Annotated in this window: 13 protein-coding genes and 1 tRNA gene; 5 read left to right on the forward strand and 9 right to left on the reverse strand. The window is 63.5% G+C overall.

The genetic code is table 11. The annotated features are described in order from the left end of the window. Nucleotides 1-46: 46 nt before the first annotated feature. The 7 genes from ispC to rpsB form a co-directional block, all read right to left on the reverse strand. Nucleotides 47-1225, reverse strand: a complete 1179-nt coding sequence (gene ispC, locus ACK4OE_RS02280) for a 1-deoxy-D-xylulose-5-phosphate reductoisomerase (protein WP_409882716.1) — start codon at nt 1223-1225, stop codon at nt 47-49. Beyond that, nucleotides 1225-2082, reverse strand: a complete 858-nt coding sequence (locus ACK4OE_RS02285) for a phosphatidate cytidylyltransferase (protein WP_409882717.1) — start codon at nt 2080-2082, stop codon at nt 1225-1227. The genes ispC and ACK4OE_RS02285 overlap by 1 nt, the downstream gene beginning before the upstream one ends. Before the next feature lie 27 nt (nt 2083-2109). Next, complete coding sequence (gene uppS, locus ACK4OE_RS02290) at nt 2110-2841, reverse strand: polyprenyl diphosphate synthase (RefSeq protein WP_409882718.1); 732 nt, start codon at nt 2839-2841, stop codon at nt 2110-2112. 23 nt (nt 2842-2864) lie between these two features. After that, the gene (frr, locus tag ACK4OE_RS02295) at nt 2865-3425 is read right to left on the reverse strand and encodes a ribosome recycling factor (protein WP_409882719.1); all 561 of its coding nucleotides are present in this window, start codon (nt 3423-3425) and stop codon (nt 2865-2867) included. A 50-nt stretch (nt 3426-3475) separates the two neighbouring features. Further along, nucleotides 3476-4198 (reverse strand): UMP kinase, encoded by a 723-nt coding sequence (pyrH, locus tag ACK4OE_RS02300; protein ID WP_007852283.1) that lies wholly within the window; start codon nt 4196-4198, stop codon nt 3476-3478. A 53-nt stretch (nt 4199-4251) separates the two neighbouring features. Next, complete coding sequence (tsf, locus tag ACK4OE_RS02305; RefSeq protein ID WP_409882721.1) at nt 4252-5181, reverse strand: translation elongation factor Ts; 930 nt, start codon at nt 5179-5181, stop codon at nt 4252-4254. 106 nt (nt 5182-5287) lie between these two features. Beyond that, on the reverse strand, nt 5288-6040 hold the full coding sequence (gene rpsB / locus ACK4OE_RS02310) for a 30S ribosomal protein S2 (RefSeq protein WP_409882722.1): 753 nt from the start codon (nt 6038-6040) through the stop codon (nt 5288-5290). A 216-nt stretch (nt 6041-6256) separates the two neighbouring features. Here rpsB and ACK4OE_RS02315 point away from each other — a divergent pair, with 216 nt between their 5' ends. The 3 genes from ACK4OE_RS02315 (at nt 6257) to ACK4OE_RS02325 (ending at nt 10505) form a co-directional block, all read left to right on the forward strand. Next, nucleotides 6257-7600, forward strand: a complete 1344-nt coding sequence (locus tag ACK4OE_RS02315; protein WP_409882723.1) for an amidase — start codon at nt 6257-6259, stop codon at nt 7598-7600. 49 nt (nt 7601-7649) lie between these two features. Then, nucleotides 7650-8882, forward strand: a complete 1233-nt coding sequence (locus ACK4OE_RS02320; protein WP_409882724.1) for an FAD-dependent oxidoreductase — start codon at nt 7650-7652, stop codon at nt 8880-8882. A 93-nt stretch (nt 8883-8975) separates the two neighbouring features. Further along, nucleotides 8976-10505, forward strand: a complete 1530-nt coding sequence (locus ACK4OE_RS02325) for an NAD(P)H-hydrate dehydratase (protein ID WP_409882725.1) — start codon at nt 8976-8978, stop codon at nt 10503-10505. Nucleotides 10506-10541: 36 nt separating this feature from the next. Here ACK4OE_RS02325 and ACK4OE_RS02330 read toward each other — a convergent pair whose 3' ends face one another. Beyond that, nucleotides 10542-11285: a helix-turn-helix domain-containing protein gene (locus ACK4OE_RS02330; protein ID WP_409882727.1), complete on the reverse strand. Its 744-nt coding sequence runs from the start codon at nt 11283-11285 to the stop codon at nt 10542-10544. Between the two features lie 115 nt (nt 11286-11400). Here ACK4OE_RS02330 and ACK4OE_RS02335 point away from each other — a divergent pair, with 115 nt between their 5' ends. After that, the gene (locus ACK4OE_RS02335; protein ID WP_409882728.1) at nt 11401-12396 is read left to right on the forward strand and encodes an alpha/beta fold hydrolase; all 996 of its coding nucleotides are present in this window, start codon (nt 11401-11403) and stop codon (nt 12394-12396) included. A 111-nt stretch (nt 12397-12507) separates the two neighbouring features. Here ACK4OE_RS02335 and rnr read toward each other — a convergent pair whose 3' ends face one another. Then, nucleotides 12508-14841: a ribonuclease R gene (gene rnr / locus ACK4OE_RS02340; protein ID WP_409882729.1), complete on the reverse strand. Its 2334-nt coding sequence runs from the start codon at nt 14839-14841 to the stop codon at nt 12508-12510. A 19-nt stretch (nt 14842-14860) separates the two neighbouring features. Here rnr and ACK4OE_RS02345 point away from each other — a divergent pair. After that, nucleotides 14861-14945: transfer RNA gene (locus ACK4OE_RS02345), tRNA-Leu, on the forward strand. Nucleotides 14946-14970 lie beyond the last annotated feature (25 nt).

Genomic DNA, 14970 nt, shown 5'->3' on the forward strand with positions numbered 1-14970 from the left:
TGGGTTCCGTGGGTCAGCAAGGTGTCAACATGGGACTGAGCGACGCTCAGGCAGCCAGAAGACCCGCTGCATGCTCTGCGGCACTGCGCGCCTGGGTATCCAGATCAAGCAAGGCTTCGAGCGAATTGGGCTTGGAGGGGGACACAGCATCCAAAGTTGCAAGGTTGACCGCATGAATATGGTCAAAACGAAGTTTTCCGGACAAAAACGCGCCCACAGCCACCTCATTGGCCGCATTTAGAACGGCAGTGGTGCCCTCTACTGCCTTCAGAGCCTGCCAGGAAAGGTGCAAACCGGGGAAGCGAACCGCATCGGCGTCCTCGAAAGCCAATGCCGTCAAGGCAGAAAAATCCAACTTGCTGGCGCCGCTGACAATACGCTCCGGCCACGCCAGACCACAGGCGATGGGCACGCGCATGTCGGGGGTGCCTAGTTGCGCCAGGATAGAAGCGTCCTTGAACTGGACCATCGAATGGATGATCTGCTGCGGGTGAATCACCACCTTGATCTGGTCAGGGTGCAGATCGAACAGCCAGCGCGCTTCGATCACTTCGAGCGCCTTGTTCATCATCGTGGCCGAATCCACCGATATCTTGCGCCCCATCGAGAAATTAGGATGCGCGCATGCCTGGGCCGGGGTGATACCCGACAGCGTGGAAGGATCGCGCTGGCGGAACGGCCCCCCCGAGGCGGTCAGCAGGATGCTGTCCACCCGGTCAGCCCAGGTCGTTGGGTCTTCCGGCAGGCACTGGAAGATGGCAGAGTGTTCGCTGTCGATGGGCAGCAGCGTTGCCCCGCCCTCGCGCACGGTCTGCATGAACAGCCCGCCGCCCACCACCAAGGCCTCTTTGTTGGCCAGCAGCAACCGCTTGCCCGCACGTGCCGCCGCCAGACAGGGTGCAAGGCCCGCAGCCCCAACGATGGCTGCCATCACGGCGTCCACCTCGGGGTGCGATGCTATGATTTCAAGAGCATCTTGCGCTTGAATTACCTGCGTTGGAAGGCTATTTGACTCCAATTTTTCAGCAAGGAGCGCGGCGTGAGGCGCACTGGCCATCACGGCGAAACGGGGACGAAACTGTGCGCACTGCGACAGCATCAGGTCCACCTGGGTGGCGGCGCTGAGCGCAAACACCTCGAAACGATCCGGGTGACGGGCCACCACATCGAGCGTGCTGGTACCGATGGAGCCCGTGGACCCCAGAACAGTGAGTCGTTGTTTCATCATTGCGTTGTCGTCAGACTCGTAAGCATCATCGCCAGCGGCAGGGTCGGCAGCAAGGCATCCACCCGGTCAAGCACGCCGCCATGTCCCGGCAACAGACCACTGCTGTCCTTGACGCCTGCACTGCGCTTGATCAGCGACTCCACCAGGTCGCCCGACACGCTCATGGCCACCATGAACAGTGCGGCAATCACCAGCAACCACCATCCTGGCTGTGCCATGCGACTGTAGAAGCTGGGCACCAGCGCCTGCCAATGTGCATCGGCGGCCACCCAGACAAAGGCCATCACCACCACGCCAGCAAGGCCGCCCCACACCCCTTCCCAGCTTTTGCCTGGGCTGATGGACGGAGCCAGCTTGCTTTTTGTGAAGCGCAGGCCGAAAGCGCGTCCGGCGAAATACGCGAAGATGTCAGCCACCCACACCAGCAGCAGCACTGACAGCAGAAAATTGATTCCGATCGTGCGGGCCTGCACCACCGCCAGCCATGCCAACCAGAGCGCCAACACACCGGCCACCAAGCGCAAACCCGCCGGGATACGCGCCCAGCCAGGCACACCGGCACGCAGCAACCACGCGGTGGCCAGCACCCACAACCCGCCTCCCAGAACCCAGAGAGCCGTCAAAGGACGATCTACCCAGCCCAATGTCCAGGACCCGGCACACAGCGCCACGCATGCAGCGCCCACTGCCACCGAGCCAGCCTGACCAAAACCGCTCAAGCGCCCCCATTCCCACGCCCCGGCAGCCATGAGCACCAGAACCACCAGCATGAAGGGCTCGGTCGATGGATAGAAAAGCGCAGGCAGCAAGATAGCCAGCAATACAAGGGCAGTGATGACACGCTGTTTGAGCATGGGGCCTTTCAGAGCCTGTGCGGGTTCTCAGCCCGGCATCGGGTCGGGATGCGCGGACAGGATTTGTTCGGAGGTTTTGCCAAAACGGCGCTCGCGACGGCTGAAGGCGGCAATTGCCTCGTCCAGCGCCGACTCGTCGAAATCCGGCCACAACCGGTCACTGAAAAAGAACTCGGAGTATGCAGCCTGCCAGAGCAGAAAGTTGCTGATCCGCATTTCCCCACCGGTGCGAATCACCAAATCCGGGTCGGGCACATGGGCCATACCCATCGCACCATGCAAGCTCATCTCTGTAATGGGCTCGCCGCGAGCAGCCAGGGACGCAGCGGCCTGAGCGATATCCCAGCGGCCGCCGTAGTTGAAGCACACATTGAGCACGAGGCGCGTGTTGTCGGCCGTGACCGCTTCGGCCTGGGCCAGGCCCTCGCGCACCTTGGGCGACAGGCCTGCGCGTTCGCCCACGAAATACAGGCGCACGCCATCCTTCTTGAGTTGGGGCACTTCGCGCGCCAGTGCCATCGCCAGCAGCTCCATAAGGCCCGAGACCTCATCGGCTGGACGGTTCCAGTTTTCGGAAGAAAACGCAAAGACGGTCAACACGGAAACGCCGCGCTGCACACACGCGCGTGCACAGCGGCGCAGTGAATCAACCCCTTGCTTGTGGCCGGCCAGGCGCGGCAAGAAGCGGCGCGTGGCCCAGCGGCCGTTACCATCCATGACGATGGCGATGTGGTGTGGCACCACCGCAGAATCAGACATGTGAACGTTCAAGCCCAAGGGGCTTAAACCGCCATGATTTCCTGCTCTTTGGCAGCCACCAGTGCATCGATCTCACCGATGTGCTTGTCGGTGGCTTTCTGCACTTCGGTTTCGGCACGTTTCTGGTCGTCTTCAGACGCCAGCTTGTCCTTGACCAGCTTCTTGACGGATTCGTTCGCATCGCGGCGCAGGTTGCGAACGGCGATCTTGGCGCTCTCGCCTTCGTTGCGGGCGAGCTTGGTCATTTCCTTGCGGCGCTCTTCGCTCATGGGCGGCATGGGCACACGGATCAGATCGCCCATCGAAGCGGGGTTCAGACCCAGGTCGCTTTCGCGGATGGCTTTTTCGATCTTGGCGCCCATGCCCTTTTCCCAGGGCTGAACGCTGATGGTACGGGAGTCGATCAGAGACACATTGGCCACCTGGCTCAAAGGAACCATCGAACCGTAGTAGTCCACCTGCACCGTGTCGAGCAGTCCGGGGTTGGCACGGCCCGTGCGGATCTTCTGCAAGTTGTTCTTGAACGCCGAGATGGACTGGTCCATCTTGGTTTCTGTGTTTTTCTTGATGTCGGCAATCGTCATGTTTTCTCCTCAGGGCTGGCCTGCATCGGTGCAGGCCCCAACCATCGTCGTCAAGCGTAAACCAGCGTACCTTCGTCTTCGCCCATCACCACGCGCTTCAGAGCACCGTGCTTGATGATGGAGAACACCCGTACCGGCAGTTTCTGGTCGCGGCACAGGGCGAAAGCGGTCGCATCCATGATGCCCAGATTGCGGGACATGGCTTCGTCGAAGCTGAGCTTCGTGTAGCGCGTCGCCGTAGGGTCCTTCTGGGGGTCGGCAGTATAAACGCCGTCGACCTTCGTGGCCTTGAGCACCAGCTCGGCACCAATTTCGGCACCGCGCAGAGCGGCCGCTGTATCTGTCGTGAAGAAAGGGTTTCCCGTACCAGCCGCAAAAACGACCACTTTGCCTTCTTCGAGGTACTGCAGCGCCTTGGGTCGCACATAAGGTTCAACCACCTGCTCGATGGCAATGGCAGACATCACGCGGGCGATCAGGCCTTGCTTGTCCATGGCATCGGCCAAGGCCAGCGCGTTCATCACGGTGGCTAGCATGCCCATGTAGTCTGCCGTGGCCCGATCCATACCGACCGAGCCGCCCGCCACACCACGGAAAATATTGCCCCCACCAATCACCACCGCCACCTGGACGCCCAGGCGGGTCACTTCAGCGATCTCCTCCACCATGCGAACGATGGTGGCGCGGTTGATCCCGAAGGCGTCATCCCCCATCAACGCCTCACCAGACAGCTTGAGCAGGATGCGCTTGTGGGCTGGTGCAGCGTTGGACATGGGAAATTTCTCCGGTGGTAGGTGAGGGACTTTGGGGGTTGTTGCTTGAAAGATCAGGCAGCAGCCTTGGCAGCAGCTACCTGGGCAGCCACTTCGGCAGCGAAGTCGTCAACCTTCTTCTCAATGCCTTCGCCGACCACGTACAGAGTGAAACCCTTGACGGTGGTGTTGGCGGCCTTGAGCATCTGCTCGACGGTCTGCTTGCCATCCGCAGCCTTCACGAAGACCTGGTTGAACAGCGAGACTTCCTTCAGGTACTTCTGCACACCGCCTTCGATGCGCTTGGCCACGATTTCATCGGACTGCACGGGCTTGCCCGCGGCCACGGCCACGGCTGCATCTTCGGCGGCCTTGGCGGCGGCAACCGAACGCTCTTTTTCAATCAGGTCGGCAGGCACGTCAGCGCTGGTCAGAGCCACAGGCTTCATGGCAGCAATGTGCATGGCCACGTCCTTTGCAGCGACTTCGTCACCTTCGAATTCGACAACCACACCGATGCGCGTGCCGTGCAGGTACGAGGCCAGCTTGTTGCTGCCGCTGAATTGCTTGAAGCGGCGGAAAGACATGTTCTCGCCGATCTTGCCGATCAGACCCTTGCGCACGTCTTCGAGCGTGGGGCCGAAGCTGTCTTGGCTGTAAGGCAGTGCGCCCAGAGCAGCCACATCAGCGGGGTTGTGCTTGGCAACCAGCTCGGCTGCAGCCTTGGCCAGGTTGATGAAGCTGTCGTTCTTGGAGACGAAATCGGTTTCGCTGTTCACTTCGATCAGGCCACCGGTGGTGCCATCGATGAAACTGGCGACCACGCCTTCGGCAGTGATACGCGACGCGGCCTTGCCAGCCTTGGTGCCCAGCTTGACGCGCAGCAGCTCTTCGGCCTTGACCATGTCGCCGTCGGCTTCGGTCAGCGCCTTCTTGCATTCCATCATCGGTGCGTCGGTCTTGCCACGCAGTTCAGCAACCATGCTTGCGGTAATTGCAGCCATCTTTATTCCTTCAGAGTTCAGTTCAGTCAGTTCGGATTCGGGCTAAAAAAAAGGGGGCTCACCAGGGGCCCCGCTTTTGTTCGCGACGGATCGCGCAGCCGGGTGATCAGGCGGCGGCTTCTTGCACTTCCACGAATTCGTCGGTGCTTTCAGCAGTAGCTGCCTTCACGACTTCGTTCACGGCGTTGGCACGGCCCTCGATGATCGCGTCAGCGATGCCACGGGCATACAGCGTCACGGCCTTGGCCGAGTCGTCGTTACCGGGGATCACGTAGTCGATGCCTTCAGGCGAGTGATTGGTATCAACCACACCGATCAGCGGGATGCCCAGCTTCTTGGCTTCAGCCACGGCGATCTTGTGGAAGCCCACGTCGATGATGAAGATGGCGTCTGGCAGAGCAGCCATGTCCTGGATGCCGCCGATGTCCTTTTCCAGCTTTTCGATTTCGCGGGAGAACGTCAGTTGCTCCTTCTTGCTCAGGCTTTCAAGACCCGCTTCTTGCTGGGCCTTCATGTCCTTGAGGCGCTTGATCGAGGTCTTGACCGTCTTGAAGTTGGTCAGCATGCCGCCCAACCAGCGCTGGTCCACAAAAGGCACGCCAGCGCGCAGGGCTTCGGTGGACAGGATTTCACGGGCTTGGCGCTTCGTGCCGACCATCAGGATCGTGCCGCGGTTGGCAGCCAGTTGCTTGGCGAACTTTTGTGCTTCCTGGAACAGTGGCAGCGACTTTTCCAGGTTGATGATGTGAATCTTGTTGCGATGGCCGAAGATGTAGGGAGCCATCTTGGGGTTCCAGAAGCGGGTTTGGTGACCAAAGTGGACACCGGCTTCCAGCATTTCGCGCATGGTAACGGACATAAAAATACTCCAAAGGTTGGGTCTAAAATCCAGCTCCAATATTTGCGGCCCGTGTTTGACACGAGAGACGCAACACCTTGACGGGGCTGGTTTGCGATTTGTTTTGCGGCAGTGCACCGATAACATCGGGTAACACCGCCTTACTGCAGGTACTTGCTTGCGCTTCAAACAATGCGCTACAGCACCCAGCAAAACCCAAAGATTCTAGCACACCCCATGCTTTCAGACCTTCTCGCCACCCGCGACCGCCTGCGCGAAGGCGCCACCACGGTGCCCGCCGAGCTGGAGCGCTGCATTGAAGCCGCCCAGGCGCCTGCCAACCAGTACAGCTTCGTCCACCCCATGTTTGAAGCGGCACGCACCACTGCGGAGCAACCCGGCCTGACCAACCTGCCACTCGCTGGCCTGGCCGTGTCGGTCAAGGACTTGTTCGACATTGGTGGGCAATCCACGGGGGCCGGCTCGGTGGCGTTGGCCGATGCCTCACCTGCCGACGAAGACTGCCAGGCCGTTGCCCGGCTGCGCGCGGCGGGCGCCAACCTCATCGGCCGGACCAACATGGTGGAGTTCGCATTCTCGGGCGTGGGTGTGAACCCGCACTTTGGTACGCCCGCCGCATGGGATGCGCGCTTTGGTGCACTGCCCGACTCCCAAACCTCGCCCCGCATCCCCGGCGGCTCGTCGTCGGGCGCAGGGGTATCGGTCGCCACCGGTGCAGCCTTCATCGGGCTGGGGTCTGACACCGGGGGGTCCATCCGCATTCCGGCAGCGCTCAACGGCATTGTCGGATTCAAGAACACGGCCCGGCTGGTCCCCACGACTGGCGCCGTTCCCCTGTCTACCACCCTCGACACCGCCTGCGCCATGACCCGCAGCGTGCGCGATGCCATCGTAGTTCACGAGGTACTGGCAGCGCGGTCGGTGGACCGCAGCACCGCACCCCTGTCGCAGTACCGACTGGCGGTTCCGTCCACACTCTTTCTGGATGGACTGGATTCCACGGTAGCGCGTGCATTCGAGCGCACCCTGGCCACACTGCGCCAGGCAGGCGCCACCATCGACACCATCGACCTGCCCGCCGTGCGCGAACAACCCGCCTACGGTTTTGCTGCCCCCGAAAGCTATGCATGGCACCGCGATTTACTGCTGCGCGCGGGCGACCGCTACGACCCGCGGGTGAGTGCCCGCATTGAAAAAGGCGCCACCCTGATGGCGTGGGAATACATCGACCTGTTGCAAGCCCGCCAGAGTTGGATTGCCCGCATGATGGACCAGATGGCGGGCTACGACGCCCTCCTCTCGCCCACCGTGCCCATCGTGGCGCCTCCCATTGCAGATGTGGCACCCGGAGCGGAGCGTGATGCTGAATTCTTCCGCGTCAACAACCTGCTGCTGCGCAACACCAGCGTGATCAACCTGCTGGATGGTTGCGCGCTGTCCCTGCCCTGCCATGTGCAGGGGGAACTCCCGGTCGGCCTGATGGTCTGGCACGGGGCCCTCCGGGATGACACTGTGCTCAATATCAGCCTGCAGATTGAACAAATACTACAAAAACAATAGCTACTAGCGCTTACTGGATAAGCGATAGAGGCCAAAAACACTCCAATTCATGAAGATTGCCATCGTGGGCGCCGGTATCGTCGGCGTCACCACTGCGTATGAGCTGGCCAGCGACGGCCACGAGGTGACCGTGTTTGACCAGCGCAGCGCCGCCGCCGAAGAGGCTAGCTTCGCCACGGCCGGGCTGCTGGCCCCCCTGCTGCTCAGTCCGTGGGCCTTGCCGGGATTCGGCCACGCGCTGCGGCTGATGGGCCCTCAGGCCACCTTAAGGCTGGCGGGCGGTCTGAGCAAAAACCATCTGGCGTGGGTGTGGCGCTGGCGCGCAGCCTCTGCCGCCAACAGCGCGCCCGCCGCTGCGCTGGAGCGTCTTGCACAATACAGCCAGACACGTGCCAAAGCGATTGCCACCCAGCACGAACTGGACTTTGAAGCCAGTGACGGCCGACTGGTGCTGCTGCGTACCGAGCAAGAACGCGCCGACCTGCAACCCGCGCTGCAGGTCCTGCGCGACTGCGGCGTAGCGGCCAGCGACATCGACTCCGCCGCCGCACACAAGATCGAACCCGGGCTGTCGCCCGAAGCCCCCTTGGCCGGCGCCATTCACTTGCCCGATGCCAGCGCGGGCAACTGCCGCCTGTTTGCGCAGTTGCTGCGCCAGGGCACCCAGGGATCGGGCGTGCAGTTTGTCTTCAACACCCGCGTGGACCGCATCAGCAGCACGCCTACCGGTGTGGCCGTGCAGGGCGAGTCCGAATTGCGCCGCTTTGACGCCGTGGTGCTGTGCGCTGGCATGGCCTCTGCCGCGCTGATGCCCGCGATGGGCGTGCAGCTGCCGATGACGGCGGTCTATGGGTATTCGGTCAGCGCCCCGCTGCGCGAATCCACCCACGCACCGCGCGCCAGCGTGGTGGACATGGCCCAGCAGATCAGCATCACGCGCCTGGGGCAGCGCGTGCGCATCGCAGGCGGCGCCGAGCTGGCGGGTGCGGATGCAGACCATCACACGCCCACATTGCAGCGGCTGTACCGCACGCTGAACGACTGGTTTCCAGGCGGCGCGCAGCTGTCGTCCAATCTGCAGATCTGGCGCGGCGCACGCACCATGCTGCCCGATGGCGCCCCTGTGATCGGCGCCAGCGGCCTGCCTGGCCTGTGGCTCAACACCGGCCACGGCGCGGGCGGCTGGGCCCTGGCCTGCGGCAGCGCCCGGGTGGTGGCAGACCTGATTGCCCAGCGCGAACCCGCAGTGCCGCTGGATGGGCTGGGGATGCGGCGGTTCTGACCGCCCCCCGCAGCACACCGATCCCCTCTGCTTTTCACATCCGAGAGGTACGGCGCACAATGGCGCAGCGCTGCCCCTTGCAGCCCTACGCCCATGCACCGCATCACACCCGATCAGCCACACGCCCTGTTCAACACCGCAGCCACGCGCCGCATCGAGCACGCTGCCACCGCTGCCCTGCCACCGCACACGTTGATGCAACGCGCGGGTTGGGCCGTAGCGCAGCTAGCACAAGCCCTAGCGCCCCATGCGCGCACCGTGTGGATTGCCTGCGGCCCCGGCAACAACGGCGGCGACGGGCTGGAAGCAGCCATGCACCTGCAGCGCAACGGGCGCCGGGTGGTGGTGACTTGGTTAGGCCACCCCGACCGAGCGCCCGCAGACGCCAAGGCATCGTGGCAGCGCGCGCAGGCAGCCGGGGTGCAATGGGCCGATGCTGCGCCCGATGACCTGAGCCCTCAAGACCTGTGTATCGACGCACTGCTGGGCATCGGCGTTTCATCGGCTGCCGATGCATCCAAACCTACCCGCCAACCTGACAAGCGCTTGCGTGCGTGCCTGGACGCGCTGCAGCGCAGCCCCTGCCCGGTGCTGGCCGTCGACCAGCCCAGCGGGCTCGATGCCGACACCGGCCAATACGCTGCGGGCCTTGCGCCGGACGCCGGGCGGCCACACCACCACCCCATGCCAGCTCGCCACACGCTGAGCCTGCTCACCCTCAAACCCGGGCTTTTCACGGCTGCTGGGCGCGACGCAGCAGGCCAGGTGTGGCTGGACGACCTGGGTGTGCGGCCCGAGCACGAGCCGCCCAACGCCTGGCTGACCGGCCCCGCATCAGCAACCCCGCGCGCCCACGCCAGCCACAAGGGCAGCTATGGCGATGTGGCGGTGGTCGGTGGCGAAGGCCTGGCAGAACGCGGTATGGGCATGGGCGGCGCGGCGTTGCTGGCCGCCTCCGCAGCCCTGCACAGCGGCGCGGGCCGCGTGTTGGTGGCCCTGCTCGACCACGGCCATCTGCAGCTGGACCAACAACAACCCGAGCTGATGCTGCGCCGGTTCGACGCGCTGGACCTAGAACACCTCACCGTGGTCTGCGGTTGCGGGGGCGGCCAGGCCATAGGCGGCGTGCTGGCCGACGTAATCACCCGGTCGGCCCAGCTGGTGCTGGACGCCGACGCCCTCAACACCATCGCCCCCAACGCTGCCTTGCAGGCACTGGTGGTGGCCCGCAGCCAGCACGGGCTGCCCACCGTACTCACACCCCACCCGCTAGAGGCCGCGCGGTTGCTGGGCCTGACGACCGCTGAGGTGCAGGCCGACCGGCTGAATGCCGCCCAACAACTGGCCGCCCAGTTCAACTGCGTGGCCGTGCTCAAGGGCTCGGGCACCGTGATTGCAGCGCCTGAACGCATTCCGGCCATCAACCCCACGGGCAACGCACGGCTGGCCACCGCTGGCACCGGCGATGTGTTGGCGGGCATGGTGGGTGCGCACATGGCGACAGGTGCCAGCGCATTGCGCGCGGCCAGCGACGCGGTGTATGCCCATGGCCTCGCGGCCGATGCCTGGCCGGAAGAAACTGCCCTGACGGCCAGTGAACTGGCACGGCGAGTGCGCGGGTAGTCGCATAGCGGTCATACCCACCAGCGCAAGACCGGTTCAATCGACCAGCACAACCTCTTTCAACGGCTTGAGCACGCTCGATGGCGTCATGCCAAAGGTCTGCCGGAACATGCGGCTGAAATGGGCCGAGTCCGAAAAGTCGCCATGCAACGCAGCGTCGGTCAGCCGCGGGCTGACCGCCAGCGCCGCCATGGCCAGCCGCACCTGCGACCACACGCGGTAACTGCGCAAACTCACCCCCATCTCGGCGCGAAACAGGTGGTTGAAACGCGAGCCTGACAATTGCACGCCTGACGCCAAGCCATCGCGCGACAGCCGCGCACCCTGCGGGCTGCGCAGGGCCTGCAGGCTGCGCGCCACACGGGGGTCGAGTGCAGGGACAGCCACACCATCACCGGCACATTGCAGTAAGGCTTGCAGATCAAAGCTGCGCAACCGGGTGTCCATTGCACTGCGCGCTCGTACGGGCGCGGTCACATCCAGCACAACCCCGCCCTGCCGACCAAACACAGCACGCAGGCTGCGCGCCTCGTACGAATCGGGCACCAGGTACATCAGCGCCACCTGCTCGCCGCAGGGGTCCAGCAGGTGCATCACACCCGCGTCCACCAGCGCGCTGTGGCAGGTCTCCGCCTGCCCTGCGCCCCAATGCAGCGCAAACCGACCCGACAACCCCAGCAGCAAAACAGGAGCCGCATGGCAGTGCCAGCCTGTGGCGGGCAGTTCGCCCAGATACAACGCCCGGTTGGCGCCCAAGGTCAAGGTGTTGCGTGCTGGCATAGCCCAAACATACAAGTTTTTCTCAGCTGTTATCGATAGCCTTTGCGGGCACGGCGTCAGTCGCGTCTTGGTCGGGCGCGCAACGCCAATGCCTACCAATCACGGAGACCCGCTCTTGAAACGCACCGTTCTTCTCGCTGCCACAGCCCTCGCACTGGCCGCAATCGCGCTCTACTACAGCATTCCTGCGCTGTTCAAGGAGCCCCTGCTGGCACTCAACCGCAGCCTTTCGGGCATGGAGGAAAAGACCATCGACGCAGCGATGCACACCATTCACTATCTGGACAGCGGCGCACCCGCCGCGTCAGCAGAAACGGGCAGCGACAGCACACCTGTCGTTCTGCTGCACGGCATTTTTGCGGAGAAGGACCACTGGGTGGATTTTGCGCGCCCACTGACGGACACCTACCGAGTCATTTCCCCAGACCTCCCCGGCTTTGGCGAAAGCACGCGGCATGACAACCAGCCCTACGATTACGCCGCCCACGTCACCCGCCTTGGTGCGTTCATGGATGCGCTCGGCATCCAACGGGCGCACCTGGCGGGCAACTCGATGGGCGGCACCATCGCTGCGTTGTACGCCATTGAACACCCCGACCGCGTGGCCAGCGTGGCCTTCATCGGCGCGCCCCACGGCATCCGGTCACCACAACAGAGCACGATGGACCGGCTCATCGATGCCGGGCAGCGCCCGCTGGTCGCGCACGACGCGAAAGCATTCGACGCGATGATGGCGCTGGTGTTTGAAAAACGCCCCTTCCTGCCCTACCCCATCCTCGCGGCCACCGAGCACGAGGCGCTGCGCAACGCAGCGTCGAACGAGCGGCTGTGGGATGCGCAACTCAAGGACCGCTATCTACTCGACCAGCAACTGGCGAAGCTGCAACAACCGCCAACCCTGGTGCTATGGGGCACCAGCGACCGCGTGTTTGACGTGTCGGGCACGCAGACTGTGCAGAGCCATCTGCCGCAGGCACGCGTCGACGTGCTGCCGGGCATCGGCCATCTGCCGATGATGGAAGCGCCCGGCGACACCGCGCAACGGTATGCGGAATTTTTGGGTGCTTTAAAGAGGGGCATAAAGGCCACCCACCCAGATAAAAACAAGTAAAAATAGCTGCTAGCGCTTATCCAACAAGCGCTAGCAGCTATCAATTTATGAGTAAAGGCAGGCGGGTATCCCGTATGCCAATAACCCGTATGCGATCCCGCCCGTACGAAATCAGCCGCGGCGCGGCTTGCGCGCTTTGCTCTTGCTGGCCTTGCCCGCCACCGCCTTCTTGACGGACGCTTTGAGCGACTGAATGGGCGAACGAGCAGCCCGCTCGCGCGAGAGGCCCGCTTGCTCGGTGGCTGACGGGGCCGCGCCCTTGTCGGACTTGCGTCCACCCGACCGGCCGCCGGCCTTGCGCGAGCCACCGCTGCCAGGACCTTCTGCGCCCACGCCCTTGTCCTTCAGGGCACGGCCCAGCAGCTCCTCGCCTTCGCGCACCAGGCGGAAGTCGATCTTGCGGCCGTCCAGGTCCACGCGACTGACCTGCACACGCACCCGCGCACCGATGGCATAGCGGATGCCGGTGCGCTCGCCACGCAGTTCCTGGCGCGCCTCGTCGAACTTGAAGTATTCGCCGCCCAGTTCGGTGATGTGCACAAGCCCTTCGACGTACATGGCGTCGAGCGTCACGAAGATGCCGAAGCTCGTCGCTGCGCTGACCACACCGCTGTACTCCTCACCAAGATGCTCGCGCATGTACTTGCACTTGAGCCAGGCTTCCACGTCGCGGCTGGCCTCGTCGGCGCGGCGCTCGTTGGCACTGCAGTGCAGGCCTGCGGCTTCCCAGGCCTGGGTGTCGCGGGTGGGCGGGGGCACATCCTTGCGGGGCTTGGTGCCGGGGGCTGCCACACGGGCAGCCAGCCGCTTGGCGAGCTTGGCGTGGGCTTCGCCGGGTGTGGGCAAGGACGGCAATGCGTACTTGGTCTTGTTCAAAATCGCCTTGATGACGCGGTGCACCAACAGATCGGGGTAGCGCCGGATCGGGCTGGTGAAGTGCGTGTAGGCGTCAAACGCCAAACCGAAGTGACCGCTGTTGACCGGCGTGTAGATAGCCTGCTGCATGGAGCGCAGCAGCATGGTGTGGATCTGCTGGGCGTCGGGCCGGTCCTTGGTGGCCTCGGCGATTGCCTGGAAGTCACCGGGCTTCGGATCGTCGCCAATCGTCATGCCCACAGCCATGGCCTTGAGGTAGTTGCGCAGGATCTCCTGCTTCTCGGGCGTAGGGCCCTCGTGCACACGGAACAGGCCGGGCTGGCCGCCCTGGGCAATGAAGTCAGCGCTGCACACGTTGGCGGCCAGCATGGCTTCTTCGATGAGCTTGTGCGCATCGTTGCGGGTGCGCGGCACTATCTTTTCGATGCGGCCGTTCTCGTCGCAGACGATCTGCGTCTCGGTGGTTTCGAAGTCGACGGCACCGCGTTCACGGCGCGACAGCAGCAAGGCGCGGTACACGTCGTGCAGGTTGAGCAGGTCGCCGACCCGGTCCTTGCGCTTGCTGGCTTCGGGGCCACGCGTGTTGGCCAAAATGGCCGCCACTTCGGTGTACGTAAAGCGCGCGTGGCTGAACATCACCGCCGGGTAGAACTGGTACGCATGCACCTCGCCCTTGGCGGTCACCAGCATGTCGCAGACCATGCACAGGCGCTCCACCTCGGGGTTGAGCGAACACAGGCCGTTGCTGAGCTTCTCGGGCAGCATGGGGATCACGCGGCGCGGGAAGTAAACACTCGTCGCACGGTCGTACGCGTCAATGTCGATGGCGCTGCCGGTCTCCACATAGTGGCTCACGTCCGCAATGGCCACCAGCAGTCGCCAGCCTTTGCCACGGCCTACTTTGGCGGGCTCGCAGTACACGGCATCGTCAAAATCGCGGGCGTCTTCGCCGTCGATAGTGACGAGCGGCACGTCGGTCAGGTCCACACGGCGCTTCTTGTCCTGCGCACGCACCTTGTCGGGCAGTTCTTTGGCTTGCGCTAGGCACTCGGCAGAAAACTCGTGCGGCACGCCGTATTTGCGCACGGCGATCTCGATCTCCATGCCAGGGTCGTCCACTTCACCGAGCACTTCGGTGATGCGACCCACAGGCTGGCCGAACAGCGCGGGCGGTTCTGTCAATTCAACAACCACCACCTGGCCCGGCTTGGCAGCGCCCGTGGCACCTTTGGGGATCAATACATCCTGGCCATAGCGCTTGTCTTCAGGCGCCACCAGCCACACGCCGCTTTCCTGTAACAGCCGGCCGATGATGGGCTGAGGGGGACGCTCAATGATCTCGACCACGCGCCCTTCAGGACGTCCGCGGCGGTCCTGGCGCACGATGCGCGCACGTACGCGGTCTTTGTGCAGAACTGCGCGCATTTCGTTGGGGGGAATATAGATGTCGCCTTCGCCGTCGTCGCGAATGACAAAACCGTGTCCATCACGGTGACCCTGCACGCTGCCTTCAATTTCGTCCGACAGATGCGCGGACTGCGCGCCGGGGGTGGATTTTTTGATATACAATCTTAGACTTTCCTGAAATGCCCAGGTGGCGGAATTGGTAGACGCACTAGTTTCAGGTACTAGCGAGTAACATCGTGGAGGTTCGAGTCCTCTCCTGGGCACCAAACACATTAAAAGCCGTTGCAGTTG

It is taken from the genome of Acidovorax sp. (assembly GCF_046314175.1).
Classification (GTDB): Bacteria; Pseudomonadota; Gammaproteobacteria; order Burkholderiales; family Burkholderiaceae_C; genus Acidovorax.

What these genes read in the sequence shown, in the direction of transcription:
- ispC (WP_409882716.1), bottom strand. Translation starts at nt 1,225, where the DNA reads ATGAAACAACGACTCACTGTTCTGGGGTCCACGGGCTCCATCGGTACC.
- ACK4OE_RS02285 (WP_409882717.1), bottom strand. Translation starts at nt 2,082, where the DNA reads ATGCTCAAACAGCGTGTCATCACTGCCCTTGTATTGCTGGCTATCTTG.
- uppS (WP_409882718.1), bottom strand. Translation starts at nt 2,841, where the DNA reads ATGTCTGATTCTGCGGTGGTGCCACACCACATCGCCATCGTCATGGAT.
- frr (WP_409882719.1), bottom strand. Translation starts at nt 3,425, where the DNA reads ATGACGATTGCCGACATCAAGAAAAACACAGAAACCAAGATGGACCAG.
- pyrH (WP_007852283.1), bottom strand. Translation starts at nt 4,198, where the DNA reads ATGTCCAACGCTGCACCAGCCCACAAGCGCATCCTGCTCAAGCTGTCT.
- tsf (WP_409882721.1), bottom strand. Translation starts at nt 5,181, where the DNA reads ATGGCTGCAATTACCGCAAGCATGGTTGCTGAACTGCGTGGCAAGACC.
- rpsB (WP_409882722.1), bottom strand. Translation starts at nt 6,040, where the DNA reads ATGTCCGTTACCATGCGCGAAATGCTGGAAGCCGGTGTCCACTTTGGT.
- ACK4OE_RS02315 (WP_409882723.1), top strand. Translation starts at nt 6,257, where the DNA reads ATGCTTTCAGACCTTCTCGCCACCCGCGACCGCCTGCGCGAAGGCGCC.
- ACK4OE_RS02320 (WP_409882724.1), top strand. Translation starts at nt 7,650, where the DNA reads ATGAAGATTGCCATCGTGGGCGCCGGTATCGTCGGCGTCACCACTGCG.
- ACK4OE_RS02325 (WP_409882725.1), top strand. Translation starts at nt 8,976, where the DNA reads ATGCACCGCATCACACCCGATCAGCCACACGCCCTGTTCAACACCGCA.
- ACK4OE_RS02330 (WP_409882727.1), bottom strand. Translation starts at nt 11,285, where the DNA reads ATGCCAGCACGCAACACCTTGACCTTGGGCGCCAACCGGGCGTTGTAT.